The sequence below is a fragment of the Mesorhizobium sp. W050 genome (assembly GCF_054719535.1).
The window spans coordinates 2,392,522-2,419,479 of record NZ_JBTTIH010000001.1 but is presented as its reverse complement, the minus strand read 5'-3'; the positions used below and the strand labels follow the sequence as shown (position 1 = coordinate 2,419,479).

Annotated in this window: 23 protein-coding genes; 8 read left to right on the top strand and 15 right to left on the bottom strand. The window is 63.0% G+C overall.

Annotated elements, in window-relative coordinates:
- Positions 1 to 7: 7 nt before the first annotated feature.
- Genes ACYG9Y_RS11670 through ACYG9Y_RS11650 form a run of 5 tightly spaced genes read right to left on the bottom strand, consistent with a single transcriptional unit; the run spans position 8 to position 5,452 of the window.
- Positions 8 to 1,213, bottom strand: coding sequence for a molybdopterin molybdotransferase MoeA (locus ACYG9Y_RS11670; RefSeq protein WP_023738721.1), 1,206 nt, complete (start codon positions 1,211 to 1,213; stop codon positions 8 to 10).
- A complete protein-coding gene (moaC, locus tag ACYG9Y_RS11665) occupies positions 1,214 to 1,696 on the bottom strand; it encodes a cyclic pyranopterin monophosphate synthase MoaC (RefSeq protein WP_023738722.1) in 483 nt (160 codons plus the stop codon).
- 2 nt (positions 1,697 to 1,698) lie between these two features.
- Complete coding sequence (trpC, locus tag ACYG9Y_RS11660; RefSeq protein WP_023738723.1) at positions 1,699 to 2,511, bottom strand: indole-3-glycerol phosphate synthase TrpC; 813 nt, start codon at positions 2,509 to 2,511, stop codon at positions 1,699 to 1,701.
- 3 nt (positions 2,512 to 2,514) lie between these two features.
- On the bottom strand, positions 2,515 to 3,525 hold the full coding sequence (gene trpD, locus ACYG9Y_RS11655) for an anthranilate phosphoribosyltransferase (protein ID WP_023738724.1): 1,011 nt from the start codon (positions 3,523 to 3,525) through the stop codon (positions 2,515 to 2,517).
- A gap of 31 nt (positions 3,526 to 3,556) precedes the next feature.
- Positions 3,557 to 5,452, bottom strand: a complete 1,896-nt coding sequence (locus ACYG9Y_RS11650) for a peptidylprolyl isomerase (protein ID WP_460223123.1) — start codon at positions 5,450 to 5,452, stop codon at positions 3,557 to 3,559.
- A 147-nt stretch (positions 5,453 to 5,599) separates the two neighbouring features.
- Here ACYG9Y_RS11650 and tpiA point away from each other — a divergent pair, with 147 nt between their 5' ends.
- The 5 genes from tpiA to ACYG9Y_RS11625 all read left to right on the top strand — a co-directional run bounded on the left by tpiA (position 5,600) and on the right by ACYG9Y_RS11625 (position 10,737).
- Complete coding sequence (tpiA, locus tag ACYG9Y_RS11645) at positions 5,600 to 6,370, top strand: triose-phosphate isomerase (RefSeq protein ID WP_352459332.1); 771 nt, start codon at positions 5,600 to 5,602, stop codon at positions 6,368 to 6,370.
- A 196-nt stretch (positions 6,371 to 6,566) separates the two neighbouring features.
- Positions 6,567 to 7,055: a preprotein translocase subunit SecG gene (secG, locus tag ACYG9Y_RS11640; protein WP_023738726.1), complete on the top strand. Its 489-nt coding sequence runs from the start codon at positions 6,567 to 6,569 to the stop codon at positions 7,053 to 7,055.
- A 201-nt stretch (positions 7,056 to 7,256) separates the two neighbouring features.
- Complete coding sequence (locus ACYG9Y_RS11635) at positions 7,257 to 8,375, top strand: L,D-transpeptidase (protein ID WP_460223122.1); 1,119 nt, start codon at positions 7,257 to 7,259, stop codon at positions 8,373 to 8,375.
- Positions 8,376 to 8,529: 154 nt separating this feature from the next.
- Entirely contained in the window at positions 8,530 to 10,167 is a 1,638-nt protein-coding gene (locus ACYG9Y_RS11630; protein ID WP_084014310.1) for a CTP synthase, read from the top strand.
- A gap of 24 nt (positions 10,168 to 10,191) precedes the next feature.
- On the top strand, positions 10,192 to 10,737 hold the full coding sequence (locus ACYG9Y_RS11625) for a DUF1697 domain-containing protein (protein WP_023738729.1): 546 nt from the start codon (positions 10,192 to 10,194) through the stop codon (positions 10,735 to 10,737).
- A 105-nt stretch (positions 10,738 to 10,842) separates the two neighbouring features.
- Here the strand turns inward: ACYG9Y_RS11625 and ACYG9Y_RS11620 are convergent, their stop codons facing one another.
- The 5 genes from ACYG9Y_RS11620 to ACYG9Y_RS11600 all read right to left on the bottom strand — a co-directional run bounded on the left by ACYG9Y_RS11620 (position 10,843) and on the right by ACYG9Y_RS11600 (position 18,479).
- On the bottom strand, positions 10,843 to 12,300 hold the full coding sequence (locus ACYG9Y_RS11620; protein ID WP_023688556.1) for an NCS1 family nucleobase:cation symporter-1: 1,458 nt from the start codon (positions 12,298 to 12,300) through the stop codon (positions 10,843 to 10,845).
- Positions 12,301 to 12,500: 200 nt separating this feature from the next.
- Positions 12,501 to 13,289: a trehalose-phosphatase gene (otsB, locus tag ACYG9Y_RS11615; RefSeq protein WP_031253400.1), complete on the bottom strand. Its 789-nt coding sequence runs from the start codon at positions 13,287 to 13,289 to the stop codon at positions 12,501 to 12,503.
- On the bottom strand, positions 13,286 to 15,067 hold the full coding sequence (locus ACYG9Y_RS11610) for an alpha,alpha-trehalose-phosphate synthase (UDP-forming) (protein WP_023738731.1): 1,782 nt from the start codon (positions 15,065 to 15,067) through the stop codon (positions 13,286 to 13,288). The genes otsB and ACYG9Y_RS11610 overlap by 4 nt, the downstream gene beginning before the upstream one ends.
- A 144-nt stretch (positions 15,068 to 15,211) precedes the next feature.
- A complete protein-coding gene (locus tag ACYG9Y_RS11605; protein WP_023738732.1) occupies positions 15,212 to 17,374 on the bottom strand; it encodes an amylo-alpha-1,6-glucosidase in 2,163 nt (720 codons plus the stop codon).
- A 43-nt stretch (positions 17,375 to 17,417) separates the two neighbouring features.
- The gene (locus tag ACYG9Y_RS11600) at positions 17,418 to 18,479 is read right to left on the bottom strand and encodes a glycosyltransferase family 4 protein (protein ID WP_023738733.1); all 1,062 of its coding nucleotides are present in this window, start codon (positions 18,477 to 18,479) and stop codon (positions 17,418 to 17,420) included.
- On the opposite strand from ACYG9Y_RS11600, the gene ACYG9Y_RS11595 reads away from it, so the two are divergent.
- Both ACYG9Y_RS11595 and ACYG9Y_RS11590 read left to right on the top strand, forming a co-directional pair.
- Positions 18,465 to 18,971: a DUF982 domain-containing protein gene (locus tag ACYG9Y_RS11595; RefSeq protein WP_373432840.1), complete on the top strand. Its 507-nt coding sequence runs from the start codon at positions 18,465 to 18,467 to the stop codon at positions 18,969 to 18,971. The genes ACYG9Y_RS11600 and ACYG9Y_RS11595 overlap by 15 nt on opposite strands.
- Positions 18,972 to 19,156: 185 nt before the next feature.
- A complete protein-coding gene (locus ACYG9Y_RS11590) occupies positions 19,157 to 19,315 on the top strand; it encodes a hypothetical protein (RefSeq protein ID WP_023672685.1) in 159 nt (52 codons plus the stop codon).
- A gap of 601 nt (positions 19,316 to 19,916) precedes the next feature.
- Here the strand turns inward: ACYG9Y_RS11590 and ACYG9Y_RS11585 are convergent.
- From ACYG9Y_RS11585 to ACYG9Y_RS11565, 5 genes are all read right to left on the bottom strand, one after another.
- Entirely contained in the window at positions 19,917 to 20,117 is a 201-nt protein-coding gene (locus tag ACYG9Y_RS11585) for a hypothetical protein (protein WP_081726098.1), read from the bottom strand.
- 2 nt (positions 20,118 to 20,119) lie between these two features.
- Positions 20,120 to 20,305 (bottom strand): hypothetical protein, encoded by a 186-nt coding sequence (locus ACYG9Y_RS11580; RefSeq protein WP_023682450.1) that lies wholly within the window; start codon positions 20,303 to 20,305, stop codon positions 20,120 to 20,122.
- A 685-nt stretch (positions 20,306 to 20,990) separates the two neighbouring features.
- Positions 20,991 to 22,505 carry a protein adenylyltransferase SelO gene (locus ACYG9Y_RS11575; RefSeq protein ID WP_023738734.1) on the bottom strand — a complete coding sequence of 505 codons (1,515 nt, stop codon included), beginning with the start codon at positions 22,503 to 22,505 and terminating at the stop codon, positions 20,991 to 20,993.
- Positions 22,506 to 22,749: 244 nt separating this feature from the next.
- Positions 22,750 to 24,126, bottom strand: coding sequence for an NAD(P)/FAD-dependent oxidoreductase (locus ACYG9Y_RS11570; protein ID WP_023738735.1), 1,377 nt, complete (start codon positions 24,124 to 24,126; stop codon positions 22,750 to 22,752).
- 30 nt (positions 24,127 to 24,156) lie between these two features.
- The gene (locus ACYG9Y_RS11565; RefSeq protein ID WP_023738736.1) at positions 24,157 to 24,984 is read right to left on the bottom strand and encodes a DUF2243 domain-containing protein; all 828 of its coding nucleotides are present in this window, start codon (positions 24,982 to 24,984) and stop codon (positions 24,157 to 24,159) included.
- A 311-nt stretch (positions 24,985 to 25,295) separates the two neighbouring features.
- Here ACYG9Y_RS11565 and ctaD point away from each other — a divergent pair, with 311 nt between their 5' ends.
- Positions 25,296 to 26,954, top strand: a complete 1,659-nt coding sequence (gene ctaD / locus ACYG9Y_RS11560) for a cytochrome c oxidase subunit I (RefSeq protein WP_023738737.1) — start codon at positions 25,296 to 25,298, stop codon at positions 26,952 to 26,954.
- The last annotated feature ends 4 nt before the right edge of the window (positions 26,955 to 26,958 follow it).

Below are 26,958 nucleotides of genomic sequence, written 5' to 3'. Positions count from 1 at the left end.
GCGACCTTCAGCGCAACATCAGAACGCTGCAAGCGGCGCCTGCTTCTGCCGCCGGAGCGAAGGGCTCGCGCACGATCAGGCCGGTGGCGTCGGCCAGCATTCTCAGCATCGAGGAATCCTGGATGCCGAACGGCGTCGCCACCAATGCGCCGGCTTCTTCCCGGACCACGGCGCGCACATAGTCTTGCCTTAGATCATTGGCCGGCATCGCGGCGCCAAGCTGAGCCTGGCGGATGTCCTGCCGGTGGGGACGGCCGCCGAGCTGCGCCAACAGCGGCTTCAGGAACAATTGCGAGCAGACCAGGCTCGCCACCGGATTGCCGGGCAGGCCGATGCACCTGATATCGCCCAGCCGCCCGAACATCAGCGGCTTGCCCGGGCGCATGGCGAGCTTCCAGAAGTCGAGCTTCATGCCTTCGCCGGTCAGCACGTCATGGACTAGATCATGGTCGCCGACCGAGGCGCCGCCGAGCGTGACGATGACGTCGGCTTTCGCATTGACCGCCTTTTTCACCAGCGCCGCGATCGCTTCCTTGCGATCGGCCGCTATACCGAGATCGAGCGCGCGAGCGCCGACCGACTGCGCCACAGCAGCGACGCCATAGGCGTTGGACGAGATGATCTGGTCGGGGCCAGGTTCGCTGCCCGGTGGCAGCAATTCGTCGCCGGTGGCGATGATGGCGACCAGCGGCCGTTGCACCACGTTCAACCGGGGATGATTGGCCGATGCCGCCAGGGACAATGCAGCCGGATCGAGCACGCGGCCTTTTTCCAGCAGCACGTCGCCTTGCGCAAAATCCAGTCCAAGGCGGCGGATATTGCGGTTCTTCGCCGTCGGCTCGGTGACCTCGATCCGGCTACCGCCGAGATCGCGGACATTTTCCTGGATGACGATGGTGTCTGCGCCTTCCGGCAGCGGCGCGCCGGTGAAGATGCGCACGGCTTCCGCCTTACCTACAGTGCCGTTAAAGCCCCGCCCTGCGGGCGCCATGCCGATCACCGAAAGCCTCGCCGGAGCGGACGCCACATCCTGCGCCCGTGCGGCATAGCCGTCCATGGCAGATGCATTGAAAGGCGGCTGGGTACGCAGCGCCACGACCGGCTCCGCCAGCACCCGGCCGGCCGCATCCGCCAGCGCGACGCTTTCACCGGGCAACGCCACAGCGCCGTCGAGTAGGCGTTGAAGCGCCTCGGCGACCGGAACCAGCGCCATTTACGAACCCGCCTTGTAGCCGCCTGACTTGCCGCCGGTCTTTTCCACCAGCTTTATACCGGAAATCACCATGGCGCGGTCGACCGCCTTGGCCATGTCGTAAATGGTCAGGCACGCGACAGATGCCGCGGTCAGCGCCTCCATCTCGACCCCCGTCTTGCCTGTGACGCGGGCGAGCGCGGTGACCCTGAGGCCGGGCAGCGTGGTGTCCGGTTCGATGTCGACCGACACCTTGGTCAAAAGCAGCGGATGGCAGAGCGGAATCAGCTCATGCGTCTTCTTGGCCGCCATGATGCCGGCAATGCGCGCGGTACCCAGCACATCGCCCTTCTTGGCGTCGCCGTCGAGGATCATCTTCAGGGTTTCGGCCCGCATCGAGACAAAGCCCTCGGCGACCGCCGTGCGCGTCGTCTCCGCCTTCTCGCCGACATCGACCATGTTGGCCTCGCCCTTGGCGCCGAGATGGGTGAGGGCGGCTGCCATCCTCAGATGGCCTCTGCCTTCGCCTTGCCTGTCAAAAGCAGCCGCGTTGCCGCAGCGACATCCTCTTGCCGCATCAGGCTCTCGCCGACGAGGAAGGTGCTGATGCCGGTCTTTTGCATCCTGAAGCAATCGTCGTGGGTGAAAATTCCGCTCTCGCTGACCAGCAATCGGCCGCCCGGCACCATCGATGCCAGCCGTTCCGAGGTCTCGAGGCTGGTCTCGAATGTTCTGAGATTGCGGTTGTTGATGCCGATCAGCTGCGACGACAGTTTTACCGCGCGCTGCGTCTCGGCCTCGTCATGCACCTCGATCAGCGCATCCATGCCGAGTTCGAATGCGGTCGCTTCCAATTCGCTCGCCAAGGCATCATCGACGCTGGCCATGATGATCAGGATGGCATCGGCGCCCCATGCGCGAGCCTCGTAGACCTGGTAAGGGTCGAACAGGAAATCCTTGCGCAGCGCGGGCAGGGACACTGCCTTGCGTGCATTGGTGAGAAATTCCGGCGCGCCCTGGAAGGATGGCGCATCGGTCAGCACCGAAAGACAGGCGGCACCGCCTTTCTCATAGGCCCGCGCCAGTGCGGGCGGGTCGAAATCGGCACGGATCAAGCCTTTGGAAGGGCTTGCCTTTTTGATCTCGGCGATCAGGCCGAAGCTGCCCGATCTGCGCTTCGCCTCAAGCGCCCTCAGAAAGCCACGCGGTGCGTCGGCATCCTTGGCTCGCGCCTTGATCTCGGCCAACGGTATCCGCGCCTTCGCCGCCGCGATCTCGTCGCGTTTGTAGGCCTCGATCTTGCGCAGAATGTCAGCCACGGCTCATCCGTTCGAAATCTCGACCAGCCTGTCGAGCACGCCCAGCGCCCGACCGCTGTCGATGGCCTGTGTGGCCGCGGCCATGCCGTCGGCAAGCGTCGTCGCCTTGCCGGCTACCACCATGCCGGCGCCGGCATTCATCAGCACCGTATCGCGATAGGTGCCGGCAGCACCGCCCAGCATGTCGCGCAACGCCTTGGCGTTGTAGGCGGCATCGCCGCCGCGCAGCTCGTCCTTGCTGTGGCGCTGCAGGCCGACCGCTTCCGGGGTGAGCGTGAAATGACGGATCTCGCCGCCGGCCAATTCCGCCACTTGCGTTTCGCCGGTGGTGGTGATTTCGTCATAGCCATCCCCATGGACGACCCAGGCATGCTCGGTGCCCAGCGCCTTCAATGTCTCGGCCACCGGCACGATCCATTCCGGCAGGAACACGCCGACCATCTGCCTGCTGACGCCGGCCGGATTGGACAGCGGTCCGAGCAGGTTGAAGATGGTGCGCGTGCCGAGCTCGACCCGGGTCGGGCCGACATGCTTCATCGCCGGGTGGTGCGCAGGTGCGAACATGAAGCCGACGCCGGCCTCCTGGATGCAGCGGCCGATCACCTCTGGCGGGATATCGATCTTGACGCCGAGCGCGACCAGCACATCGGCAGCGCCCGTCAGCGACGACAGGCCCCGATTGCCGTGCTTGGCGACCGGCACGCCGCAGCCGGCAATGACGAAGGCCGAAGCGGTCGAGATGTTGACCGAATGCGAATTGTCGCCGCCCGTGCCGACAATGTCGATGGCGCCCTCAGGAGCTTCGACGCGCAGCATCTTGGCACGCATGGTGGCGACGGCGCCGGAAATCTCGCTCACGGTCTCCCCGCGCACGCGCAACGCCATCAGGAAGCCGCCGATCTGGCCCGGCGTCGCGTCGCCAGACATGATGATGTCGAAAGCTTCGCGCGCTTCCTCGAAGGTAAGCCCGGTTCCCGTGGCGACCTTGGCGATATGGGTCTTCAGGGCGCTCATTGGGCCAAGACGTTCATTGGGCTAAGGCCATTCATTGGGCGAGGGCTTGGGCAACGGCGGCCTGGTCGACGCTGACGGCGTACTGCGTCTGCAACTGCGCCACCAGCTGGTCGAGCAGATCGTCGGACATGCCTTGCGTGAAGGATTTTTGCGCATCGTCGGGTACCGAGCTGGCGTCGGCTCCGGCCGGCTCGAACACTTCGGCGACCTTGAACAGGATCTGGCCGTCGCCGGTGGGCGAGGGGATCAGCCCGGTGCCGCCTTCGCCGACGCCGAACATCGCAGCAGCACCCTCCTTGCCGAAATCGACATCGTCGGCCTCGCGCTTCACGCCGCGCTTGGTCTGCTTTTCAAGCTTCAGTTCGCCGGCGATGACGTCGAGTGTGGTGCCAGCCTTGAGGCGCTTGTCGAGTTCGTCTGCTTTCGCGGTCAGCCGCTTGGTCGTTTCCTCTGTCGTCCAGTCCGCCACCACGCGCTGGCGGACTTCGTCCAGCGTGCGGTCGCGAGCCGGCGTGATCGATGTCAGTTCATAGAACACGAAGCCGTTGTTAGGCGTGGTCAGGGCTTGATTCTCGGTGTTGGGCTCGGCCTCGAACACCGCCTTGATGAGGTCCGGCGATGCCGGCAGGTCCTTGATGATGGTGCCGTCCGGCTTGAGGCCGGTGCGGTCTATGGCCTCTACGGTAACGTCCTTGAGCTTGAGTTTGGCGGCGGCTTCGGCCAGCGTGCTGCCGGCGGCGCGGGTGTCTTCGTAATTGTCGTGCACGTCGAGCAGGATGCGGCTTGCTTCGCCAAGCGCCAGATCCTTGCGGATCTGGTCTGACACTTCCGCCAGCGGCTTCACCGTTTCCGGTTTGATCTCGGTAACGCGCAAAAGCACCGGACCGAACGCGCCCTGGACGACCGGGCTGACTTCGTTGACGGCAAGCGCGAATGCGGCATCGGCGACCGCCTTGTCGGTGATCTTATCCTTGGAGAGCGTGCCGAGCAGCGTGTCGGCCGGGGTCTTGCCCTGCGCGGTGACGATCTTGTCGAAAGTGGCGCCCGTCTTCAGCGAATTGGATGCCGCCTTGGCGGCGTCCGCGGAAGGAAACACCAGCTGTTCGATGGTGCGCATTTCCGGCGTGGTGTAGCGGCCCTTGTTCTTGTTGTAGTCGTCGCTGACCTGCTGGTCCGTTACGGCGCTGACATCCATGATGTCTTCGGGCTCGAGCCGGACATAGGAGAATTTGCGGTATTCTGGCGCCGCGTAGGTTTTCTTGTTGGCCTCGAAATAAGCCTGAAGCACGCTGTCGGATGGCGCCTCGATCGGCTCCACCAACGCCTTTGGCAAGATCAGATAGTCGATGGTGCGGTCTTCGCCGCGATAGAGCGCAACTGCCTTGAAGAAGGTATCCGGAGCCTTGAGCCCGTCCGAAACCGCTTCGACGATCTGCTGGCGCACCGCCACCTGAGCCCGGTTCTTCAGATAATCCTCCGGCCGCATTCCCAGTTCGCGCAGCCGGGATTCGAACAGCCGGCGGTCGAACTGGCCATTCGGGCCCTGGAAGGCGGGTTCCTGCCGCGTCAGTTCGGCCAGCCTGTCCTTGGAGAAGCCAAGCCCGAGCTTGCGCGCCTGTTCGTCGAGGACGGCGCCGGACACCAACTGAGCCAGCACCTGGTTGTCGATGCCATAGGCCTTGGCCTGGTCGCGGCTGATGCGCTGGCCGATCTGCTGCTGCAGCATGGCGATCTGGCGATCATAGGCGAGGCGGTACTCGGTGATCGACACGGTGGTGCTGCCGGCGGTGATCACCGCATGATGGCCAGCCAGGAAGCCGCCCGTCATCCGCGTGGTGACGCCCCAGGCAAGGAAACTCAACACCAGCAGCGACAGCAGGGCTTTCGCGACCCAGGTCCCTGCCGCGCTTCTCAATATACCAAGCATTGTTACTTCCGATTTTTGCGCAGTTTTGCGTGCGCCCGAGTCTGAAACAAGCGCAATAGCGCCCTTCCGGCTCACTGTCGATTGCTTTGTGGCCTGATTTTGATAGGGAGGGCGAGACCCCAATGTCGCCCGGAGAACCAGATCCCCATGACGCCAGGAATTCGACCGCTCGTTGCCGGCAACTGGAAAATGAACGGCACCAGCGCTTCGCTGAACGAGCTCAGGATGATCGGCAACGGCTTCATGAGCGGGCTCGACGCCGAGACCGAAGCATTGGTCTGCGTACCGGCGACCTTGCTGTCGCGCGCCGTCGAAATCCTGTCGCGCACGCCGGTGCGGGCCGGTGGCGAGGACTGCCACATCAAGGAAAGCGGCGCCTTCACCGGCTGTGTCTCAGCCGAGATGCTGAAGGATGCGGGCGCCAGCCACGTCATTGTCGGCCATTCCGAGTGCCGCGAACAGCGCAGCGAGGACGATGCCATCGTCCTCGCCAAGGCCTCGGCGGCGTGGCGGGCAGGGCTCGTCGCCATTATCTGCATCGGCGAGACCAAGGCGGAGCGCGAAGCGGGCACAGCACTCGACGTGTTGTCGCGCCAGATCGCCGGCTCGGTGCCACCGAGCGCAACGCCCGCCAACACCGTTATCGCCTACGAGCCGGTATGGGCTATCGGCACCGGCCTGACGCCGACCGCCGAAGACGTGGCGGAGGCGCACGCGCATATCCGCCAAAAACTGGCGGAAGCGCTCGGCGCAGCCGTGGCCGGCAAGATGCGCATCCTCTATGGCGGCTCGGTCAAGGCGTCCAACGCGGTCGAACTGCTGGGCGTCAAAAACGTCGATGGCGCGCTGGTTGGCGGCGCCAGCTTGAAGGCGTCCGACTTTCTCGCCATCGCCGAGGCATACCAGAATATCGCGTAGGCCCCGGAATCTCGTTGCCGACCAGTTCCGTCATCGACTTATGAACGCAGCAGTTCGGCGGGAATCGTTGCAAAGGGCGCATTGCTTCCCATATTCCGGCCACGGGCTTGGAAATGCCGTTAAAGCATTGTATGGAGCCGCCTCCAAATCACCGGCCCTGATCGCCAGGGAGCGGCAGGGCTTGCCAGGATAAAATATGGAAACCGTACTGATCGTCATCCACCTCATGGTCGTGCTCGCCCTTGTCGGCGTGGTGCTGCTGCAACGCTCCGAAGGCGGTGGTCTCGGCATTGGCGGCGGTTCCGGTTTCATGACCGCGCGTGGCGCCGCCAATGCGCTGACGCGGGCGACGGCGATCCTGGCCGCGGCCTTCTTCGTGACGTCGCTGACACTCTCGATCGTTGCCCGCTATGGCGAAAAACCGATCGACATTCTCGACCGCGTGCCGGCCGACAGCGGCAACGGCGTGCTCAATCAGTTGCCCGGCACGACGGCGCCGACGCCGCCTTCGGGCAACAACGCACCGGCCGCGCCCGCGGCCAACGGCGCCACCACCACGCCGCCCGCCACCACGGCCCCGGCGACGGCTCCATCTCCGGCGACGCCACCTGCAACCGATTCGGCTGCGCCGCCGGCTACCAATGGCGTTACCTTCCCGGTGACACCGCAGGTTCCGAACCAGTAGTCGGTAGCGTCAGATGCCGCGATCTGTTGTTGTTTCAACACAGTCGCGGCAAATGGCACACGATCACGAAGATTCGACCGCACCCCGTGCTTGAGGCCCGTACGCCACTTCGATTATAGATTGCCGGCGGCACTTTCTGCGCCCTTGGGGGGCGCCGGGCGACGCCGTGGGCAACAAGCATTGAACGATCGGATCTTCGCCATGCAGCTTCGCAGCTTCATTTTCATGGGGTTTTGTGCCGTATTCGGCATGAGCTCCGCGGTCTTCGCCGGCACTCCGGCAATGACCTCACCGCAGGCGGTTGGCAAAACCGCTGTCATCAACGTCGCCGCCAAGAGCGATGCGACGCAGCTGAAGCTTCTCAAGAAGAAGAAAAACCCGAGCCCGGATGATCTGGCTCAGATCAGCAAGCTCGAAGACAAGATCGCCGCCGAGAGGGATCTCGCCCGCGTCAAGGCGCTCGAGGCCCGCAAGCTGGCGATGCGCGATGCGGCGAAAGCCAGGGCCGATGCCCAGCGCCAGGCGTTCCTGGCAAGCAAGGGCAAGCCGGTCGTGGTTGCCGACGCCAAGCCAGGCAAGAAGACCACCAAGATCATCGCTCCGGTTGACCCGATCGCGCCGATCGAGCCGATCGAATCGGCTGAACCGCTTCCGGCCGAAGCGATGAATATCGCGCTGACCGGCAACAATGGCGAATTGCGCAGCGAGGCCCCGGGCCAGAAGCCGACGAGTGGCGGGCTGTTCGCCGGCCTGTTCGGCGGCACGTCCTCTGCCTCGTCGATTGCCTATCTCCCCGAGACGCGCGCTCTCGACCAGGCTCTCGCCAAGCGGCAAGCCAAGAAACAGTTCAAGGTGAAGCCGGAATTCGTGCCGCAGGACGTCGAATTCAGCGGCTACGAGCCGGGTACGATCGTCATCGATACCAGCGCGCGCCGCCTCTACCTCGTCGAATTGGCTTTCACCGCCCGCCGCTATGCGATCGCGGTCGGCCGCGAAGGCCTGCAGTTCAAGGGCAAGGTTGCCGTTGGCGACAAGCAGGAATGGCCGCGCTGGATCCCGACGCTCGACATGCAGAAGCGCGAACCCAAGCATTATGGCCAGTACAAGGACGGCATGCCCGGCGGCGGCCAGAACCCGCTCGGCGCCCGCGCCATCTATCTCTACGACGGCAAGAAGGACACGCATCTGCGCATCCACGGCACCATCGCGCCGCAGTCGATCGGAACCAGCGCCTCCAATGGCTGCTTCCGCATGATCAACGAGCACGTCATGGACCTCTACAGCCGCGTCAGGGTCGGCACCAAGGTCGTCATCATCTGACGCTTTCACAAACCTGCCGAAAGGGCCGGCTTTTGCCGGCCCTTTTGTTTTGACCAAAACACCAGTCTCGAACCTCGGGACTATCGCGCCTTCTCTGGAAAAAGCCTCAGCGGCGGTTTTTTCTCTGGCGGAATCAATTCGGCCGCGTTAAGCGATGACTCCCATGGCGCGATATGTATTCATCACAGGCGGCGTGGTTTCCTCACTTGGAAAAGGCATCGCTGCAGCGGCCCTTGGGGCTCTCTTGCAGGCGCGAGGCTATCGCGCACGCATCAAAAAGCTCGATCCCTATCTCAATGTCGATCCCGGAACGATGTCGCCTTACCAGCATGGCGAGGTTTTCGTCACCGATGACGGCGCCGAGACCGATCTCGATCTTGGCCATTACGAGCGCTTCACCGGCCGCTCGGCCAACCAGCAGGACAACATCACCACCGGCCGCATCTACAAGAACATTATCGAGCGCGAACGGCGCGGTGACTATCTCGGCGCCACCGTGCAGGTCATTCCGCATGTCACCGACGAGATCAAGAATTTCGTGCTCGACGGCAATGACGACTATGATTTCGTGCTGTGCGAGATCGGCGGCACGGTTGGCGATATCGAGGCGATGCCGTTTCTCGAGGCGATCCGCCAGCTCGGCAACGATCTGCCGCGCAACAACGCCGTCTATGTCCACCTGACCTTGATGCCTTACATCCCCACGGCCGGCGAGCTGAAGACCAAGCCGACCCAGCATTCGGTCAAGGAACTGCGCGGCATCGGCATCGCGCCCGATATCCTGCTGGTCCGCGCCGACCGCGCCATCCCCAAGGAAGAGCGCAGAAAACTGTCGCTGTTCTGCAATGTGCGCGAGAGCGCCGTCATCCAGGCGCTCGACGTGCCCCACATCTATGACGTGCCGATGGCTTACCACAGGGAAGGGCTCGATTCGGAAGTGCTGGCCGCCTTCGGTATCGATCCGGCTCCGAAGCCGCGTATGGAGCCCTGGCAGGCCGTGTCCAACCGCATCCACAATCCGGAGGGCGAGGTGACGATTGCCATCGTCGGCAAATACACCGGCCTCAAGGATGCCTACAAATCGCTGATCGAGGCTTTGTCGCATGGCGGCATGGCCAACCGCGTCAAGGTCAAGCTCGACTGGATCGAGAGCGAGATTTTCGAGAAGGAAGACCCCACGCCGTGGCTGGAAAAGGTGCATGGCATCCTGGTGCCCGGCGGCTTCGGCGAGCGCGGCTCGGAAGGCAAGATCCTGGCGGCGAAATTCGCCCGCGAGCGCAAGGTGCCGTATTTCGGCATCTGCTTCGGCATGCAGATGGCCTGCATCGAGGCAGCGCGCTCGCTGGCCGGCGTCGAACACGCCTCGTCGACCGAATTCGGTCCGACCGACGAGCCGGTCGTCGGCCTGATGACCGAATGGCTGAAAGGCAACATGCTGGAGAAGCGCCGCGAAACGGGCGATCTCGGCGGCACCATGCGGCTTGGCGCCTATCAGGCTGAACTCGCCGAGGGTTCGAAGATCGCCGACATCTATGGCGACACCCAGATTTCCGAGCGCCATCGCCACCGCTACGAGGTCAATATCGACTACAAGGAGCGGCTCGAAGATTGCGGCCTGGTGTTTGCCGGCATGTCGCCCGACGGCGTGCTGCCGGAAACGGTCGAATACCCCGACCATCCCTGGTTCATCGGCGTCCAGTACCATCCGGAGCTGAAGAGCCGGCCGCTTGAGCCGCATCCCCTGTTCGCCAGCTTCATCTCGGCCGCGGTGGACCAGTCGCGACTGGTGTAGGGCCACGGTGAGGTTTCGCAGTTGATGCAGACCTATGTTGCGCTGCTCTACAGCATTATCCTCGGCGAAGGCCGCCGGGTCGTCATGGCCGACCTCAAGGCGATGGCTGAACAGCTTGGGCTGAAGAACCCGCGCACCCTGGTGGCGACCGGCAATCTGGTCTTCGAGACACGGGCGACTGGCATCGCCAAGCTGGAACAGCGGTTGGAAACGGCCTTCGAAAAAACCTTCGGCCGCAATGTCGTCATCATCGTGCGCACTGCCGAGGATTGGCTGAAACTTGCCGCCGGCAACCCATTCCCGGCCGACTCTGCCGAGGCAGGCGATCAGGTGGCCGTGCGGGTGATGCGCGAGCCAGCACCAGCGGATGGTGTGGCCGCGCTCCAGGCCTATGCCGCCGAGGACGAGAAGGTGGCTTCGGTCGACGGTGACATCTGGGTCGTCTTTTCGCGCCAGCGACCAAGCTCGCGGCTGCTCGCTGCCATGAACCACAAGCGCATGGGCATCGGCACCGCACGCAACTGGAACACGGTGCGGAGGTTGGCTGAGATGGTAGGGAGTAGGGAGTAGGGAGTAGGGAGTAGGGAGTAGGGAGTAGGGAGTAGGGAGTAGGGAGTAGGGGTTATATACTATTCCCTACTGACTACTACTACTGACTACTCCCTATCTCTCATTTCACGCCTTCGCCGTCCTGGCCCCTGCGCCAAGGGCGGCGGTGCGAAGGACGTAGTAGATGACCCCTGCAATGCCGACGCCGAAAAACCAGCCATAAACGCCCCACCATGCCGGCAGCAGGTTGGTGAAGTTCGGCAGGACCGAGGAGAAGATGGCGCCGATGCCGGCTGCTATGAAGGCGTTGACGTGCCAGCCGCCCTGGAAGCGGAACTCGCCATCTTCGCGGTACAGTGCCTCGACGTCGACCTCGCCCTTCCGGATCAGATAGTAGTCGACCATCATCACCCCGAAGATCGGCCCCATCGTCGCGCCGATGACGTTGACGAAAGACGCGGCACTGCCTTCCCACGGCGCGAAGGGATAGAGCACCAGCGCGATCACAGCTGCGATATAGCCGCCCTTCTTGAAGTCGATCTGCCGGGGAAAGACATTGGAGAAGTCGAAGGCCGGCGAGACGAAGTTTGCCACCACATTGATGCCGAGCGTCGCCACGGCAAAAGTCAGGGCTGCAAGCGCTGCCAGGAACCAGCTGTCGAATTTCGCCGAGATCTGGTCGGGATGCAGAAGCACTTCGCCATACACGTCGAAGGCAGCGATGGTGGTCACGCCGGCGACCAGCGAGAACAGGATGAGATTGATCGGCAGGCCCCAGATGTTGCCCTTGCGCAGCGATGCCTTGTCTGGGGCATAGCGGGCGAAATCGCAGAAATTGAGATAGAGCGCCGAGAAATAGGTGACCCAGATCGCCGCCACCGCAAACAGCGACGTCCAGGAGCCAGGGGTTCCGGGTACGCCGGCATCCTTTGTCTTGTCGAGCAGCACATCCATCGGGATGTCGCTGGTGAAGGCAAATCTCCCGGATTTTACACAGAGATAGATCGCCAGGATCAACATCATCACCCACACCGCCGGTCCAGCCCAATCCTGGAAGCGGCGCACCGTTTCCATGCCGTTCTGGATGATCAGCAATTGCAGTGCCCAGATGACCACAAAACAGATCACTTCCAGACCCGTGTGGCCGAGGAAATGCGTGTTGGCGTTGAAATCAGCGAACCATTGCGAGCGGATCAGCAACGCCACGATCGCGCCCGATGCCGCTGCCGTCTGCGCGCCGTACCAGAAGCAGGCGACGATGGCGCGCACCAGGGCCGGAATGTTGGCGCCCCAGATGCCGAAGGACGCGCGCGCCAGCACGGGGTAGGGCACGCCGGTCTTCACGCCGGCATAGCCGACCATGTTCATCAGCGCGTAGATGATCAGCGAACCGATGCCGATGGCGATGATGAAATTGACGAAGCCGCCGCAAAACAGGAACAGGCTTGCGGCGAGATAGTAGCCCCAGAGGCTGTGGACGTCCGACGTCCAGACGTTGAAGATCGAGAACGGCCCCCAGTTTCGGACTTTGGCCGGAGCCAAATCCTCATTGTATAGATCGGGTGATGCGCCTTGTATGGTCATTGCGATGTCCTCCCCTTGATGCCGCACGCGCCCTCACGCGTCGACTGCGCAGGTTATGCCTGACGCAGGGGAACCGGCAAGCAATCCATTTGCCGGCTTTGGCCTTAAAGATATTCAATGAGAACAGCGCTTATCGATCGGCTTTTGGCGAAGGTCGGCGCAATCGCGGCGATCTTGATTCGACCCGCAGACGGCAGCGATCAGGACGCTTTGCGGTTGAGGGCCGGTGATGCGTCGAAATTGGCGGCAAGCCAAGCTATCGCGCAGGTGACATCATCGAGCCTGTATTGGGCCACGGTCGGCCCACGCGGCTTGACCCGGATCGAGATGCCGCCGGCCTCGTTGATCGCCTCGAAACCGTTTTCGTCGGCGGTGTCGTCGCCGAGAAAGACCGGCCGCCGTCCGGCAAAGGGCGGGATTGCCATGAAACGCCGCACGGCAGCGCCCTTGGCTGCTTCGAGCGGCATGAGTTCGACGCCGGCGTTGCCCGGGATAACCCGATAGCCCTTGGGAAGCTCGGTCAATGCCTGTTCGACAAGATGCGTTGCCCTGGCCAGCAGATGCGGCGCCGCACGCGTATGGATGGCGAGGATCGGACCCTTGCGCTCGATATGAACAAGGCCGTCATCCAGTTCGGCTTCGATGGCGTCGGCAAGGGCAGCTATATCGGCGGGAGCATCGGCGGTAACGACCGGGCCGTCCGGCGTCAGCCGGTGTTCCAGCCCATAGAGACCGGCAACACGCAGCTTCAACGGATGAAACAGGCGGTCGGCGCCCTCGACCGAGCGGCCGGTGATAAAGGCGACGGCGCCGTGCAGCCGTTTGTCGACGGCGCCGAGGAGGTTGCGCAGTTCGTCGCTCACGGACACGGCGTCGGGGTGCGCGGCGTGCTCCAGCAACGTGCCGTCGATGTCGAGGAAAAGCGCCCATTGTCCTTCCGGCAGGTCGGGTGCGGTTGGCAGGCCCGGTGCTTTCGACAGGCTATTCATGACGCCACCTTCCGCATGCGGTCGAACAGCGAGACGATGTTGGTGTCGGTGTTTGCGGGCCGCTCGGCGACACTTGTCGCTCTTTCGAGGTCGCCGCGTTTGCGCAGGCGCGCCGCATCGAGCAGCATGCTGCCGGCCCAGCGAAAGACATTGTTGTCGCGCACTATTTCCCGCATCGGGCGCATGCGCTCGCGTTGTTCGTCCGGTGACATGGTCAGCGCCTGCAGCAACACCTGGCTCATCATCGCCGCGTCGTAAGGATTGACGATCAGTGCTTCCAGCAGTTCGCGCGACGCGCCGGCAAACGTGCTGAGCAACAGCACGCCCTGTTCGTCGTCACGCGCGGCGACGAATTCCTTGGCTACGAGGTTCATGCCGTCATGCAGGCTGTTGACCATGCAGATGTCGGCGGCGCGATAGATCTCATAGATCTGTTGCTGCGAATGGTGTTCAGCCACCATGACCACGGGCTTGTAGCCGTCATGACCGTAGCGCTGGTTGAGCTCGTTGGCATAACGCAGGCATTCATCGTGCAATTGCTGGTAGGCCGGCAACGTGCCGCGGCTTGGGGCAGCAATCTGCAGGAACACTACCTTGCCGATCCACTCGGGGTGGCGCGTAAACAATTCGTCCAGCGCATGGAAGCGGTCGAGGATGCCCTTGGTGTAGTCCAGGCGCTCGACGCCGACGCACAGCTTGACGTCCGCCGACAGGCCGAACCGCTCACGCAGGCGGGCGCGGCTTTCCTCGACCGGTGGCAGTTTGGCCAGGAGTTCGGCCGGCCATTCGATGGAGATGGGATAGGCGTGCACCAGTGTCGTCCGCCCGCCATACGAGATCGCGGCGTCGGCGCGCTCGATCCGGCTTTCCAGGAACCTGTCTACGCTTTCAGTGAAATTATTGGCATGAAACTGGGTGTGAAAGCCGATGATCGAGCTCCCGAGCAGTCCATCAAGAACGCGTTCGCGCCATGGGCAGATGCTGAACACTTCGGAGTTCGGCCACGGGATGTGCCAGAAGGTGATGATGATCGCCTCCGGCAGGCGCTCGCGGATCATGCGCGGCAGGAGCGCGAAATGGTAATCCTGAACCAGCACGATCGGCCGCTCATTGCGCGCCTCGGCAACCACCATATCGGCGAATTTGCGGTTGACGGCCTCATAGGCCTCCCAGTCCGAGGCACGGAAGACCGGCCGTGTGAAGGCGATATGGCAGAGCGGCCAAAGCCCTTCATTGGCAAAGCCGAGATAATAGCCCTGGTATTCGTCGTCGCTCAGCCACACGCGGCGCAGCGTATAGGACGGATTGTCCGGCGGCACCTGAACCCGATCGTTGCTGTCGACCGTCAGACGATCCGCAGTTCCGCCGCCATAGGCGATCCAGGTGCCGCTGCAGGCGCGGGTGATAGGCTCAAGCGCCGACACCAGGCCGCTGGCCGGCACCAGAAGCTCGACGCCGTCGTCCTTGATGTTGTGGATATAGGGTTCTCGGTTCGAGACGACGATGACCTGCGCGTCCGGCAGGTCGTCGGCAAGTATCTTGCGCAAGGTGTCGGGCGACCAGTTCACCAGCGCCGCGTCGGGAGATTGTCCGTTCTTCTCGAACTCCCGCAAGACCTTGCGCGTCGCTTCCGATGCGACGTCCTCGCCGGCAGTCGGTGCAACCGTCAAGCTATGGCTACGACGTTGCCTGGAGATCGATAACATAACGGCTAGAATCGAAAGGCCAAGGCTTGCAAGGATCAAGACCCAGAGCAGGGCCATGCCATAATCAGTCATTCCAATTCCAACTCAATTTTGGCCGTCAGGGCCTTTTTCTTCATGGTTCCATTTGAGTGTTCGCAGCCGACGATCGCCCGTGAGAACCTGTGTTTTTCGCAACGCACAAACCCTGGGTTCGGTTCCCGTTGAAGCCCGTTCAGATCATGTCCGCACGATCAGCGGAACCAGCCCTTCATGGCGGTCGGCGAGAAAGGCGACGACGCGGTCGCCGACGCGCTGGAAGGTAAGATCGACCCTCTTTTCGCCGACACCCAGATGCCTGAGCGTCAGCGTATCGATGCCGATCGGCAAACGGGGTCGAGTGACGTGGATTTCGCCGTTCCAGCCGTCGATTTCCAGACCGAGGCACGCCTGCATCAGCATGAAGGCCGAGCCTGCCGACCACGCTTGCGGCAGGCAGGCGACGGGGTAGGCGATCGGCGCTTCGCCCGGCGAGCGGGTGAAACCGCAGAACAGTTCCGGCAGTCGCATGTTGAAATGCACTGCCGATTCGAACGTACCGCTCATCAGCCGCACCACGCTGTCACGCTCGCCGAACCGCGCCAGGCCGGCGCCGCACATCGCCGTGTCATGCGGCCAGATGGAACCATTGTGGTACGACATCGGGTTGAACAGCACAGCATCGTCGGAAAGCGTTCGCACCCCCCAGCCGGAGTGGAAGGAAGCCGAAAGCAACTGGTCGGCGACCATCTTAGCCCGCGCCGGTTCGGGCAGGCCGACATAGAGCAGGTGTCCGGCATTCGAGGTGCGCACCTTGCACGGCTCTCCGGCGCCGTCGATCGCCAGCGCATAGAAGCCGAGATCGTCCAGCCAGAAATCACGCTCGACGGCGATCCGCATCTCTTCGGCGCGATTTTCCCAGTGCTCGGCCTGCGCGAACTCGCCCCGGCGGCGGGCGAGAGCGGCAAGGCCCCTGAAGGCGGCGAAGACATAACCCTGCACTTCGACCAGCGCGATCGGCCCCTTGGGAATGCGCCCGTCGGCGTGGAAGACGGAGTCGAAGCTGTCCTTCCAGCCCTGGTTCGCAAGGCCGGATTCGGCAGCGCGCTGATAGGTGACGAAGCCGGTTGCGCGGCTCGCCTCTTCCGTCCACTTGGCGGCGGCGCAGAGAGACGGCCACAGGCTGGCGATGAAGTCCATGTCGCCGGTGCGTTCGGCATAGGCGCAGGCGAGGTGGATGTAGAGCGGCGTGGTATCGACGCCGCCATAGTAGCGGCCGAAAGGCAGTTCCTGCAGCGCCACCATCTCGCCCTTGCGCGTCTCGTGCATGATCTTGCCGGGCTGCGAGTCGCTGAAAGGCGATGTCTCGGTCGCCTGGTGCTGGGCGAGGAAGGCAAGCACGCCGCGCGCCAGGCCGGGGTTGAGCCATAGCATCTGCAGCGCCGAGATGACGCCGTCACGGCCGAAGGCCGTCGAAAACCAGGGGATGCCGGCATAGGGGTAGGGGCCGGTCGACAACTCGGTGGTCAGCAAGGCGACATCCGCGCGGGCGCGTTCGACCCAATCGTTGAAGACGCGACCCGAACTGTGCACCGTCGCGCCATGGCGGCGCTTGGCCCGCATGCCGAAACGGGCGCGCGCCGCGGCCGCCCGGAAGCGGTCGCGGTCGGGCGTTTCGGTCAGTTCCGCGCCGATCTCGACGTAAAGCATCTTGCTGCTGCGCTTGGTCACTGCGATGAGGAAATCCGCGCGCTCGGCGCTCAACTGGTCTGGCGGCTGCGAGAACGAGATCGCCGACACCCGCGCCAGCCCGTCCAGTCCGTCATAGCGCAGCAGCACCGAGGCAGGCTCGATCTCCGCTGCATGCGCCATTCCGCGCTTCGGCCGGGTCGAACCGCGGACCTCGAACATGTCCCGGAAATCGGCGGCAAAATGCAGCGAGACGCGGATTGCCGAATGCTCCTGGCTGTAGTTGGAAAGGGTGATGCGCTCGAACAGCCGGTCCTGCCACAACAGCCTGACGCGCTCGATATGGATGGCGCCCTGCGGGATGTCGCGGCCACCGACGCTTTGCATCGGCAAATTGGTCATATTGCTGGTGAACAGCACATTGTCCTGGCTGAGGGAGGCGCCGAGCAGCGATGTCTGCCGGCCGCCGACGGTGAGCCTGAACTCCGACAGCACCCGGGTGTCGTCACGGAAGAAACCGTCGCCCGCACCCCTGATATCGCCGTAGGCATCGGCCACGGCAAAACAGTCGCCTTGCTTTAGGGCAAACAGCCGGTGCGGCTCGCGCGGCGCGGTTTCGTCCAGGGAGGCAAGGGCCACGGCAGGGTCGAGCTTGCGCTCGTCAAGTTCGGTCATCAGTCACAAATCTCTGTTTCGGGCTCGGAACGTCCGCCGTCGTTCACGACGCTTTCGATTCAGCCGGGGCGCCGATGAGACGCGCATAGGCAGTGAGATAGTCGCGCGCCATCCTGTTGGCGGAGAACCGACTTTCGAAGACGGCGCGCACCTTTCGCCGGTCGAGTTGCAGCAAGGCCGGCACCGCGGCGACCGCGGCGTCGAGAGAATCGACGACAAATCCGGTAACGCCATGGTCGATGACTTCCGGCAACGCACCGCAGTTCCAGCCGATGGTTGGCGTACCGCACGCCATCGCCTCGATCGCGGCAAGGCCGAACGGCTCGGGCCAGTCTATCGGAAACAGCAGACCAGCGGCATTGCCGAGGAATTCAGTCTTCTCACTCTCGGCGATCTCGCCGACATAGTCGATGCGGTCGCCATCGATCAACGGCTCGATCGTCTCATGGAAATAGGCGCGATCATCGTCGCCGATCTTGGCCGCCAGCTTGAGTTTCATGCCCGAGCGCAAGGCGATGTCGATGGCCCGGTCCGGCCGCTTGTCGCGCGAAAGCCGGCCGAGAAAGGCGAGGTATGGTTCGCCTGCCGCCGTCTCGAAGGTCGGCTGATAGAGACCCGTCGGCAGCCCGTGATGGATGGTGGCCAGCCAATTGGCATTCGCAAGCCCGGTCTTCTGGCTATGCGAGATCGAGATCAGCGGAAAGCGCGGAAAACGCTCATAGGCTGGCGCCAGATCGACATAATCGAGCCGGCCATGAGGCGTCGTCACCGTCTTGTCCGGCATGGTCTCGAAGAACGAGAAATGCAGGAGATGGCTGAGGTGAAAATGAATGATATCAAAGTCGTGGGCTCGGTTCCTCACATCGGCAAGCATCGCAAGATGCGCCGCCGTGTCCGATTTCAGCGGGCGCGGATCGAGGCGTAGCGCGCGTTCGCGACCTGGTATCAGTCTGGCCGACGTCCGGCTGTCGCCGCTGGCGAACAGCGTCACCTCATGGCCGAGTTCGACCAGCCCTTCGGTCAGATAGGAAACGATGCGCTCGGTGCCGCCATAGAGAAGGGGTGGCACCGATTCGTGCAAAGGGGCGACATGGGCTATGCGCATGGTTTGAACGTGTCCCTCAAGGCAATCACGAGAGCGAAATGCATCAGCCGGCCTAACGTTCCGGACAAAAGCGGGCGTCGGCAACCCAAGCCCACCAGCGCAGATTTTTTTGCAATAAGCGGAACAAACGCGCCATCCGCGAATTTAGTAGGGTTGGTTCGCGCTGCGGCCGACCAGGGAGAGAACAAAATGGACCGCTTGCATTTCTTTACGCCCGTGCGCATTGCGCGCGGGCAGGGACACCCCGTCGAGGAAGTCGATAGCGTTGCCGAAGCGATGGTCTTTTTGCAGAAATGGCCATTGGGACGGCGTGGGCCTGTGTATCAGTGCGCCGTGAATTGCTGCTCCGCGGCCCTGTCGGGCAGAATGTCGGCCGAAGCAGCCAGGAAGGCGTTTACGGGCTTTGCCCGCATCACCCGGCTGCTCGATGATGACATGGCCCTGCCGATGGGCGGCGAAAGCATGGCGGAAGTCCACGCGCTGAGGCGCTAGGCGCCGGTCCAGCCATTTGGCTATTGAACACCCGGGCTTTGGCGGCGCGGGCATCATCTTTTCCGCACCGGAGTATTCCGGCGCGGACCTTCACCTCATGGGCCACACTGTGCTTTCATGCGGCGTTTCGCATGACCGGTGGGTGACGACCATCCACAGGCGGCCCGAACGTGGAGGGGTAGACAATGCCGAGACTGATCCTGGGAACACTCGGCGCTATCGTCATCGCCCTCATCTGGGCGGTCTTTGCCAGTTTGATGGGCGCGCCATCGATCGTGATCACGGTCGGCGCGGTCGCCATTGGGGCCGGCGTCTACACCTACGTCGACCGACGCTCGACTTGACGCGTCCCCGGTCTGCCGCGCGCTCGACCAATTGCACGCCGGTGTTTGACGCGCGCGGCAGCCGCGGCGGGCATTCTTCAAGGATGAGCTTGCTGGCCGCATAGAGAGCCAAGGCGCAGACAGGGCGCCACACGTCGGACCGGGCTCCGCGAGAACTTGGGAGAGATCGTCAAAGATCTTTCAATCCGGCCAATGTAGATCGAAACGGCGAATTTGTGGATTTCCGGTGGAACATCGTCGCCTCGAAACACTTCGGGCGTTGCACTGCCCCATCAGTGCACGTTCCCTTGTTCTGTTGGAACTGGCCGGCTGCCGAAAGGTGGCCGGCTTTTTTGTATATAAGCGGAACCTGAAATTACGGGGCTTGTTCTGCATGCGGCAGCGAGCCCCTCGCTGCTGGTCGAGGGCCGTAACCCTTGGCCGGGCCCGCATCGCTCCGCCAGTGGTGCGGGCCCACGGCCTCCGGTTTTTCCGGGCGTCTCGACTCGCTGATCCTCACCCTGGTCCGGCTAATGCATGTCACTCAAAAAAAGGCTCGGTTGTGAGACAATGACATGCACACGCGGCGCGCTTTAGCACAATCATTCACAAAGCCGTGGGTTCAACTGTTGCTACCCTTCTTGGCTGGATTGTGCGAATGATGACTGTCCTTTTCACCGCCACCCCCTGAAACTCGGCTTTTGGATCGACGGTCTTCATCCGCCGGGGGCTTGTTGATCTGTAAGGGTTTTCTGGCGTTCTCGTGCGATGCGCCTGGCCCGCCCTGCCGGATCGTGTTCGGGTGTTTCTTCGATGTGGACATGATCACCGATCCTGCTGACGGCCCTGATGAGTGGTGTTGACCTTGGTGTTGGCTTGCTGCCCTTGGCGCTCCGGATCCGGCGCTCCGTGAGTGCCGTGCTGGGCATCATCGTGGCTAATCTGTCGCCCTTCTCCTCGACCCTTCTGGCTCTGGTTCTCAGGCGGCACGGGCGGCATTTTGCTCGACATCTGCATCTCCTTGGTTGGTCTCGTGACTCCAAACCGTGATCGTGGGGGGAAGTTCCGTCTGCTTCGTCAGCACCTGTGATTTCGGTGCCGACGGAATCTGACTCCCAACGCGGATTTCAACGAACGGCAGGGCCTGCGTTGCTTGTCGAGGACAGGCAATCTCTGGGCAGGCCCGCGTCGCCCCGCCAGTGATGCGGGCCTGCAATATAAACCTCAAGACTGGGCTGCTATCGCAGTTTATTGCGAGCTTCCGGCGACTTGCGTAGCGGGCTTCAGTGGCTTTCAGGAGAGCAGCGTGTTGTATCCGGTCGATTTCGAGCGACCGAAATACAGTGCTTGACCACGTTGCTGACATGATCGGTGATGGTGTCGCGCCTGGATCGCGGCAGCAGCCTCAGGTCCGCTCTCCCTGCAGCTGATGGCAGCTAAAACGACGTCAAAAGACCTAAGTCTCTTTGATCGCCCTCGCTGCTCGCACGAGCGATGACCAGTCAGCTCCCATGGCTGCGACAAGGTCTCGAGCATCTTCGTCTGATATTCCGGTACGGTCTACGAGCTTCCGTGCCAGCAATTCGAATGCCAATTCTATGATCGTCATAGCTCAGCCCTTACGAGAGTACCCGTGACGATAGCTTGCAAATGGGTCTTCCGCATTTGCACATGTTAAGCGACCATCACGAATGTCTCAGGTACCGCAGAATGTCTGCAGGACGCGCTCATCCGGGCGTGGCGGCTCAGCATAGCGTTCCATTCCCGGCTGCTCATCGAAGGGACGGCTGACGACCGTCAAGATCTCCTCGAACGGTGTGAAGTCGCCGCCCAACGCCGCCTGGATCATCGCCTCGATGCGATGATTGCGGGGGATGAATTTGGGATTGACGGATTGCATGGCTGCCCGGCGCGTGGCCGTGTCGGCTGCTTCGCTTGCAATGCGCTGGCGCCACCGCGCCGACCAGGCATCGAATGAGCCTGGATCCTTAAACAACTGCCGCGCCGTGCCTTGGCCGTCCGCAGCGTCGAGGTCATCGCCCAGGCGCCGGAAGCCGAGCGTAAAATCCGCTTCGCCGCGAGCCAGCACATCCAGAAAGTCGGCAGCGAGCTGCAAGTCGCCTTCCGCTTCGGTCAGCAGTCCGAGTTTTCTGCGGAAGCCGCGCTGCAACACAGCCTCATAGGAGGCCTGGAACGACCTCAGCACCTCTTCCGCTTCAGACACTGCTTCATTCTCGTCCGTGCTCATGAGCGGCAGCAGGGTCTCGGCAAAGCGCGCAAGGTTCCATGTGGCGACACGAGGCTGGTTGGCATAGGCATAGCGACCGGCGCGGTCTATCGAACTGAACACCGCGCTGGGGTCGTAAGCGTCCATGAAGGCGCATGGGCCATAGTCGATCGTCTCGCCCGAGATCGACATGTTGTCGGTGTTCATGACGCCATGGATGAAGCCGACCAGCATCCAGCGCGCCACCAGGTCCGCCTGTGCGGCGACAACGGCCTCCAGCAAAGCCCGGTACGGCCGTGCTTCCCCCGCCAGCTGTGGGAAGTGACGCTGAATGGCATAGTCGGCCAGTATCTTGAGCGCCTCGGTGTCGTGGCGCGCGGCGAAATATTGGAACGTGCCGATCCTGATATGGCTTGCCGCCACCCGTGTCAGGACGGCGCCGGGCAGCCGGACCTCGCGATAGACCGGGTCGCCGGTGAGCACCGCCGCAAGGCTTCGCGTCGTCGGAATGCCGAGCGCCCCCATCGCTTCGCTGACGACATATTCGCGCAGGACAGGGCCGAGTGCGGCGCGGCCGTCGCCGTTGCGCGAGAACCGCGTTGGTCCCGATCCTTTCAGCTGGATGTCACGGCGAACGCCGTTGACGTCCACCACTTCGCCAAGCAGCAGGGCGCGCCCGTCGCCAAGCTGAGGCACGAAGTTTCCGAACTGGTGGCCCGCATAGGCCAGGGCGATTGCTTGCAACCCTTCCGGAAATCTGTTGCCGGCAAGCATCGCCACTCCATCCGGGCTGGTAAGCTGGTCGGCATCGAGCCCGAGTTCCTCCGCGAGGTGCCGGTTGAACCGGATCAGCCGCGGTTCGGACACCGGCTTCGGATCTGTTTGCGCGAAGAAGCGCTCCGGCAATTGCGCATAGCTGTTGCTCAGGGCGGGAAGCCCCGTCTGAATGACCGGGGGTTGTTCAGCAGTCGCAGGTGACGTCATGACGAGCTGTCTCTGAAGAGGAGGGGTTCAACAGATCCCGTTTCGAGGAGCCTGTGTTCATTTGAGCATATAGGGATGCAACGTCGCTGGTGCCATCCGGATCCCATCATGCCGGCACCGGATACAAGCTGGGAACCACCCGCCTCGATTATCGAGGTTCGGGCTGCAGTGGGACGACGGGCCGTGGCGGAATCCAGAGCTGATCCCCGCATCGCCACTGTCTCCGAACTGAGCACCCGGCAATCTAGTCAGTGCGGGCGGGCAATGCCGGGGCGGCGTCTGCCTTGGGTGGCAGCGGCTCTCTCGGGGCCGCTCCCGGCGACGATGTTGAACCCGGTTCGACTCGTTCCTCGGCGATGAGTCGGGCGCCACGCTCATAGGTCAGGTAGCGCCAGAGCCACTGGATCGAGACCTGAACGCGGTGCTGAAAACCGACGAGCAGATAAACATGGATGAGCGCCCAGGCAGACCAGGCGAACCAGCCTTTCAGTTTCAGCCTGCCCGATTCGAACACGGCAGCGTGGCGGCCGACAATGGCCGTGTTGCCTCGATTGCTGAAGACAAAAGCGGGCAGCGTGTCGCCAGCATCTATCCGGCGTGCCAGTGCCTTGCCGAGGTACTCGCCCTGCTGCTTGGCGACCTGGGCAAGACCCGGCAATGGCTGGCCGTTCCCATCGAGGACCAGTGCGACGTCGCCAAGCGCGAAGACATCGGGATGGCCGACGACCTGCAGGTCGGATTCGACCTTCACCCGACCGCCGCGGTCAAGCCCGACACCAAGCTGGGCGACCAGCGGAGAAGCCGCCACCCCGGCGGCCCAGAGCGTCAAGGCCACCGGGATCACCTGGCCGCCGACGGTGAGCTGATGCGCTTCGATAGCCTCGACCCGGTTGCCGAGCGCGACCTCGACGCCCAGGCTTTCAAGGCGCAGACGTGCATATCTGGAAAGCTCCGGGGCGAATCCGGCGAGCAGACGCTCGCCGGCTTCTACCAGTATGATCCTTGTCTTCTCGGGCCGGATGTTGCGGAAGTCGCGCGCCAGTGTGTGCCGGCTGAGTTCGGCGATCGAGCCCGCCAGTTCGACACCGGTCGGGCCGCCGCCGATAATGGCGATCGTCATCAGCCGGGATTGCTCGACTGGATCGGTGGTCCGTTCCGCGTGCTCGAACGATAGCAGCAGCCGTGACCGGATCGTGCGCGCGTCCTCGATGGTCTTCAAACCGGGACAAACCCGAGCCCAGCTCTCCTGGCCGAAATAGAATGGCTGCGAACCAGTGGCCAAGACCAGGATGTCGTAGGGGACCGTGGTCCCATCGGCCAGCACCAGTATCCTGGCCTCGGTGCCGATCTCGGTGACATCGCCGAAGAGGACCTGAACCGAGGGATAGCGGCCCAGGATCTTGCGGATGGGCTCGGCGATATCAGGCGCCGACAAGGCGGCGGTTGCAACCTGATAGAGCAAGGGCTGGAACAGGTGGTGATTGTGGCGGTCGATGATCGTCACCCCGATTTCCGCCTTGCCAAGCGCCTTGGCAACCTCCAGGCCGGCAAAGCCTCCGCCGACCACGACGATGCGCGGTGTCAGGCTCCGGCCGTGGCTGCTCTCGGTGGCGAACTGCATGCTTGATACTCCCCTATCCCTGTCCGGAAGTCATAGCCTGGCAGGAGTGCCTCGCTGCTGGCTGGAGCTACTGCTCATTCCGGCGGCATCGGTCCAGGCGAGGCATCCGGCAATGACAGGCGTCGTGCTGACCACAAGGGCGCCGCGCGCGTGAAGGGATACCAACCCGCGCCATGAGACGCGGTCGACCGCCCAGATGGTGCCGCTGGCGTCGACCCATTTGAGATGGGCGTCGGCGACTTCAACGGCCCGCATCATCGCCGCCGGTTCCATCCCGGCCCGAAAGACGATGATGGAATTGGCGGCACCGTTGAAGAACGGGCCGGCGCCGGCTGCCAATCCCGCGAGCAGGACGATGCTGGTCAGCGCTGCCGAAGCACCGCGTGCCGGTCCGCCGCGGTTGGGCAGCACCAGCACCAACACAAGCGGCACGATGCCGAAGATGACCAGCCACGCGATATCCCAGGCGAGCGGCAAGTCGCTGTTCATCTTGATCCGGTGCAGACCCAGCAGCCAGTGAAACACGACAGCATCGACGACATGCCAGACGCCGAACCCTGCGAAGGCGAGCCGCAGGATCTCCGTGGTGGTCCCGGGCCGCGCGCCCGCCGCCCTCGCGGCCACCAGCAGCACCGTGCCGGCGACGGCGAGCACATACATGAAAAGATGGAAGAGGCCGTCGGCCATGATCTGGAAGCGCAGGTCGGAACCCGCCGGATCGGCGACGCCCGAGAGAAGATGATGCCATTGCAGGATCTGATGCAGGACGATGCCGTCGAAGAAACCGCCGAGCGCGAAGCCGAGCAGCAGCCAGCCGGCTCGCGTCCTCGGGTCGAGTGTCGCGGTGATCGCGTCCATGTCAGGACCACCGGCTCCAGGCCGGGGCGTTCAGTTGCCTGGGCACCGACATGTCCGGCGGCGTGGGGTCATGGAGACCATGACGCGCCTCGAGCCAGAAGGCGGATATCAGCCCACCAACCACCGTCGTCAGAACCAGGGTCGCAGCAATTATCGCCAGCATGGACGTCGATCCTCAGCCGCGCAGGTCGGCCGCGCGGAACCTAACAGCGGCTTCCGTGGAATGTTCCTGGCTGTCGGTTCGGTGGAGGGAACAATCAAGTTCCAGCACGGTTCGATGCTGGCGACGGACGGCTCAAGCGGAGAAGGTCATGAACGAATATACGGCGGCAGATCCGGACGGTCTCGACAGCCAACAGCCGAGCGGCATCACCCGATGGCTGTTTTCGACCAACCACAAGGACATCGGCACACTCTATCTGGTCTTCGCTTTCATCGCGGGGGTGATCGGCATGCTCTTGTCGGTGAGCATGCGAATCGAGCTGCAGCAACCCGGGATCCAGTTTTTCCCCGGACTGGCGTCGATGATCTACGGTTACCAGGGCGACGCGGCGATCGACGCCGGCAAGCAGCTTTACAACGTCTTCACCACGGCCCACGCGCTGATCATGATCTTCTACACTGTAATGCCCGCCCTGATCGGCGGCTTCGCCAACTGGATGGTTCCGATCATGATCGGCGCCCCCGACATGGCCTTCCCGCGCATGAACAACATCTCGTTCTGGCTGCTGCCGCCGGCATTGATGTTGCTTTTGTTGTCGATCTTCATGCCCAGCGTCCCCGGCGGCTATGGCCCTGGGACCGGCTGGTTCCTGTACCCGCCCCTGTCGACCTCCGGCCACCCCGGTCCCGCCGTGGATCTGGTCATCCTGTCTCTGCACATCGCGGGCGCCTCCTCGATCCTGGGTGCCATCAATTTCATCACCACCATCTTCAACATGCGCGCGCCGGGGATGACCCTGCACAAGATGCCCCTGTTCGTGTGGTCGATCCTCATCACCGCCTTCCTGCTGCTGCTGGCTCTGCCGGTGCTGGCCGGCGCCATCACCATGCTCCTGACCGATCGCAATTTCGGAACCACGTTCTTCGCGCCGGACGGCGGAGGCGACCCGCTGCTGTACCAGCATCTCTTCTGGTTCTTCGGCCACCCGGAAGTCTACATCATGATCCTGCCGGCGTTCGGCATCGTCAGCCAGGTGATCTCGACTTTCTCGCGAAAGCCGATCTTCGGGTATCTCGGGATGGTCTACGCAATCGTGGCGATCGGGGTGATCGGCTTCGTCGTCTGGGCCCACCATATGTACACCAGCGGGATAGGCCTCGACACGCAGCGCTACTTCACCTTCGCCACGATGGTGATAGCAGTGCCGACCGGGATTAAAGTGTTCTCCTGGATTGCAACCATGTGGGGCGGTTCGGTCAGCCTGCGGACGCCGATGCTCTGGGCCCTCGGCTTCATATTCCTGTTCACCGTAGGCGGGGTGACGGGCGTTCAACTCGCAAATGCCGGCCTCGACCGTGAACTGCACGACACATACTTCGTCGTCGCGCATTTCCACTACATACTCTCACTGGGAGCGATCTTCGGCATCTTCGCGGGCTGGTATTACTGGTTTCCGAAAATGACGGGATATCTCTACAATCCGCTTCTGGCTGGGGTCCATTTCTGGACGACCTTCGTCGGCGTGAACCTCGTCTTCTTCCCCCATCACTTCCTTGGATTGGCTGGCATGCCGCGTCGCTATGTCGACTATCCCGACGCATTCGCCGGCTGGAACATGGTGTCCTCTTATGGATCGTACCTGTCGGCCGCGAGTGTCGTGATTTTCCTCTTCGGCATCTTGGAAGCTTTCTACCGGCGAAGAGCCGCCGGCATGAACCCGTGGGGGCCAGGAGCTACCACATTGGAGTGGGAGTTGACCTCTCCACCCCCTTTCCATCAATGGGACAGGCTGCCGCAAATCAGATGAGGCC

Excerpts from the sequence above, each read along its gene's own strand:
- ACYG9Y_RS11670 (WP_023738721.1), bottom strand. The coding sequence starts at position 1,213 with ATGGCGCTGGTTCCGGTCGCCGAGGCGCTTCAACGCCTACTCGACGGC.
- moaC (WP_023738722.1), bottom strand. The coding sequence starts at position 1,696 with ATGGCAGCCGCCCTCACCCATCTCGGCGCCAAGGGCGAGGCCAACATG.
- trpD (WP_023738724.1), bottom strand. The coding sequence starts at position 3,525 with ATGAGCGCCCTGAAGACCCATATCGCCAAGGTCGCCACGGGAACCGGG.
- ACYG9Y_RS11650 (WP_460223123.1), bottom strand. The coding sequence starts at position 5,452 with ATGCTTGGTATATTGAGAAGCGCGGCAGGGACCTGGGTCGCGAAAGCC.
- tpiA (WP_352459332.1), top strand. The coding sequence starts at position 5,600 with ATGACGCCAGGAATTCGACCGCTCGTTGCCGGCAACTGGAAAATGAAC.
- secG (WP_023738726.1), top strand. The coding sequence starts at position 6,567 with ATGGAAACCGTACTGATCGTCATCCACCTCATGGTCGTGCTCGCCCTT.
- ACYG9Y_RS11635 (WP_460223122.1), top strand. The coding sequence starts at position 7,257 with ATGCAGCTTCGCAGCTTCATTTTCATGGGGTTTTGTGCCGTATTCGGC.
- ACYG9Y_RS11630 (WP_084014310.1), top strand. The coding sequence starts at position 8,530 with ATGACTCCCATGGCGCGATATGTATTCATCACAGGCGGCGTGGTTTCC.
- ACYG9Y_RS11625 (WP_023738729.1), top strand. The coding sequence starts at position 10,192 with ATGCAGACCTATGTTGCGCTGCTCTACAGCATTATCCTCGGCGAAGGC.
- ACYG9Y_RS11620 (WP_023688556.1), bottom strand. The coding sequence starts at position 12,300 with ATGACCATACAAGGCGCATCACCCGATCTATACAATGAGGATTTGGCT.
- otsB (WP_031253400.1), bottom strand. The coding sequence starts at position 13,289 with ATGAATAGCCTGTCGAAAGCACCGGGCCTGCCAACCGCACCCGACCTG.
- ACYG9Y_RS11610 (WP_023738731.1), bottom strand. The coding sequence starts at position 15,067 with ATGACTGATTATGGCATGGCCCTGCTCTGGGTCTTGATCCTTGCAAGC.
- ACYG9Y_RS11605 (WP_023738732.1), bottom strand. The coding sequence starts at position 17,374 with ATGACCGAACTTGACGAGCGCAAGCTCGACCCTGCCGTGGCCCTTGCC.
- ACYG9Y_RS11595 (WP_373432840.1), top strand. The coding sequence starts at position 18,465 with ATGGGCTATGCGCATGGTTTGAACGTGTCCCTCAAGGCAATCACGAGA.
- ACYG9Y_RS11600 (WP_023738733.1), bottom strand. The coding sequence starts at position 18,479 with ATGCGCATAGCCCATGTCGCCCCTTTGCACGAATCGGTGCCACCCCTT.
- ACYG9Y_RS11590 (WP_023672685.1), top strand. The coding sequence starts at position 19,157 with ATGCCGAGACTGATCCTGGGAACACTCGGCGCTATCGTCATCGCCCTC.
- ACYG9Y_RS11585 (WP_081726098.1), bottom strand. The coding sequence starts at position 20,117 with ATGTCCACATCGAAGAAACACCCGAACACGATCCGGCAGGGCGGGCCA.
- ACYG9Y_RS11580 (WP_023682450.1), bottom strand. The coding sequence starts at position 20,305 with ATGTCGAGCAAAATGCCGCCCGTGCCGCCTGAGAACCAGAGCCAGAAG.
- ACYG9Y_RS11575 (WP_023738734.1), bottom strand. The coding sequence starts at position 22,505 with ATGACGTCACCTGCGACTGCTGAACAACCCCCGGTCATTCAGACGGGG.
- ACYG9Y_RS11570 (WP_023738735.1), bottom strand. The coding sequence starts at position 24,126 with ATGCAGTTCGCCACCGAGAGCAGCCACGGCCGGAGCCTGACACCGCGC.
- ACYG9Y_RS11565 (WP_023738736.1), bottom strand. The coding sequence starts at position 24,984 with ATGGACGCGATCACCGCGACACTCGACCCGAGGACGCGAGCCGGCTGG.
- ctaD (WP_023738737.1), top strand. The coding sequence starts at position 25,296 with ATGAACGAATATACGGCGGCAGATCCGGACGGTCTCGACAGCCAACAG.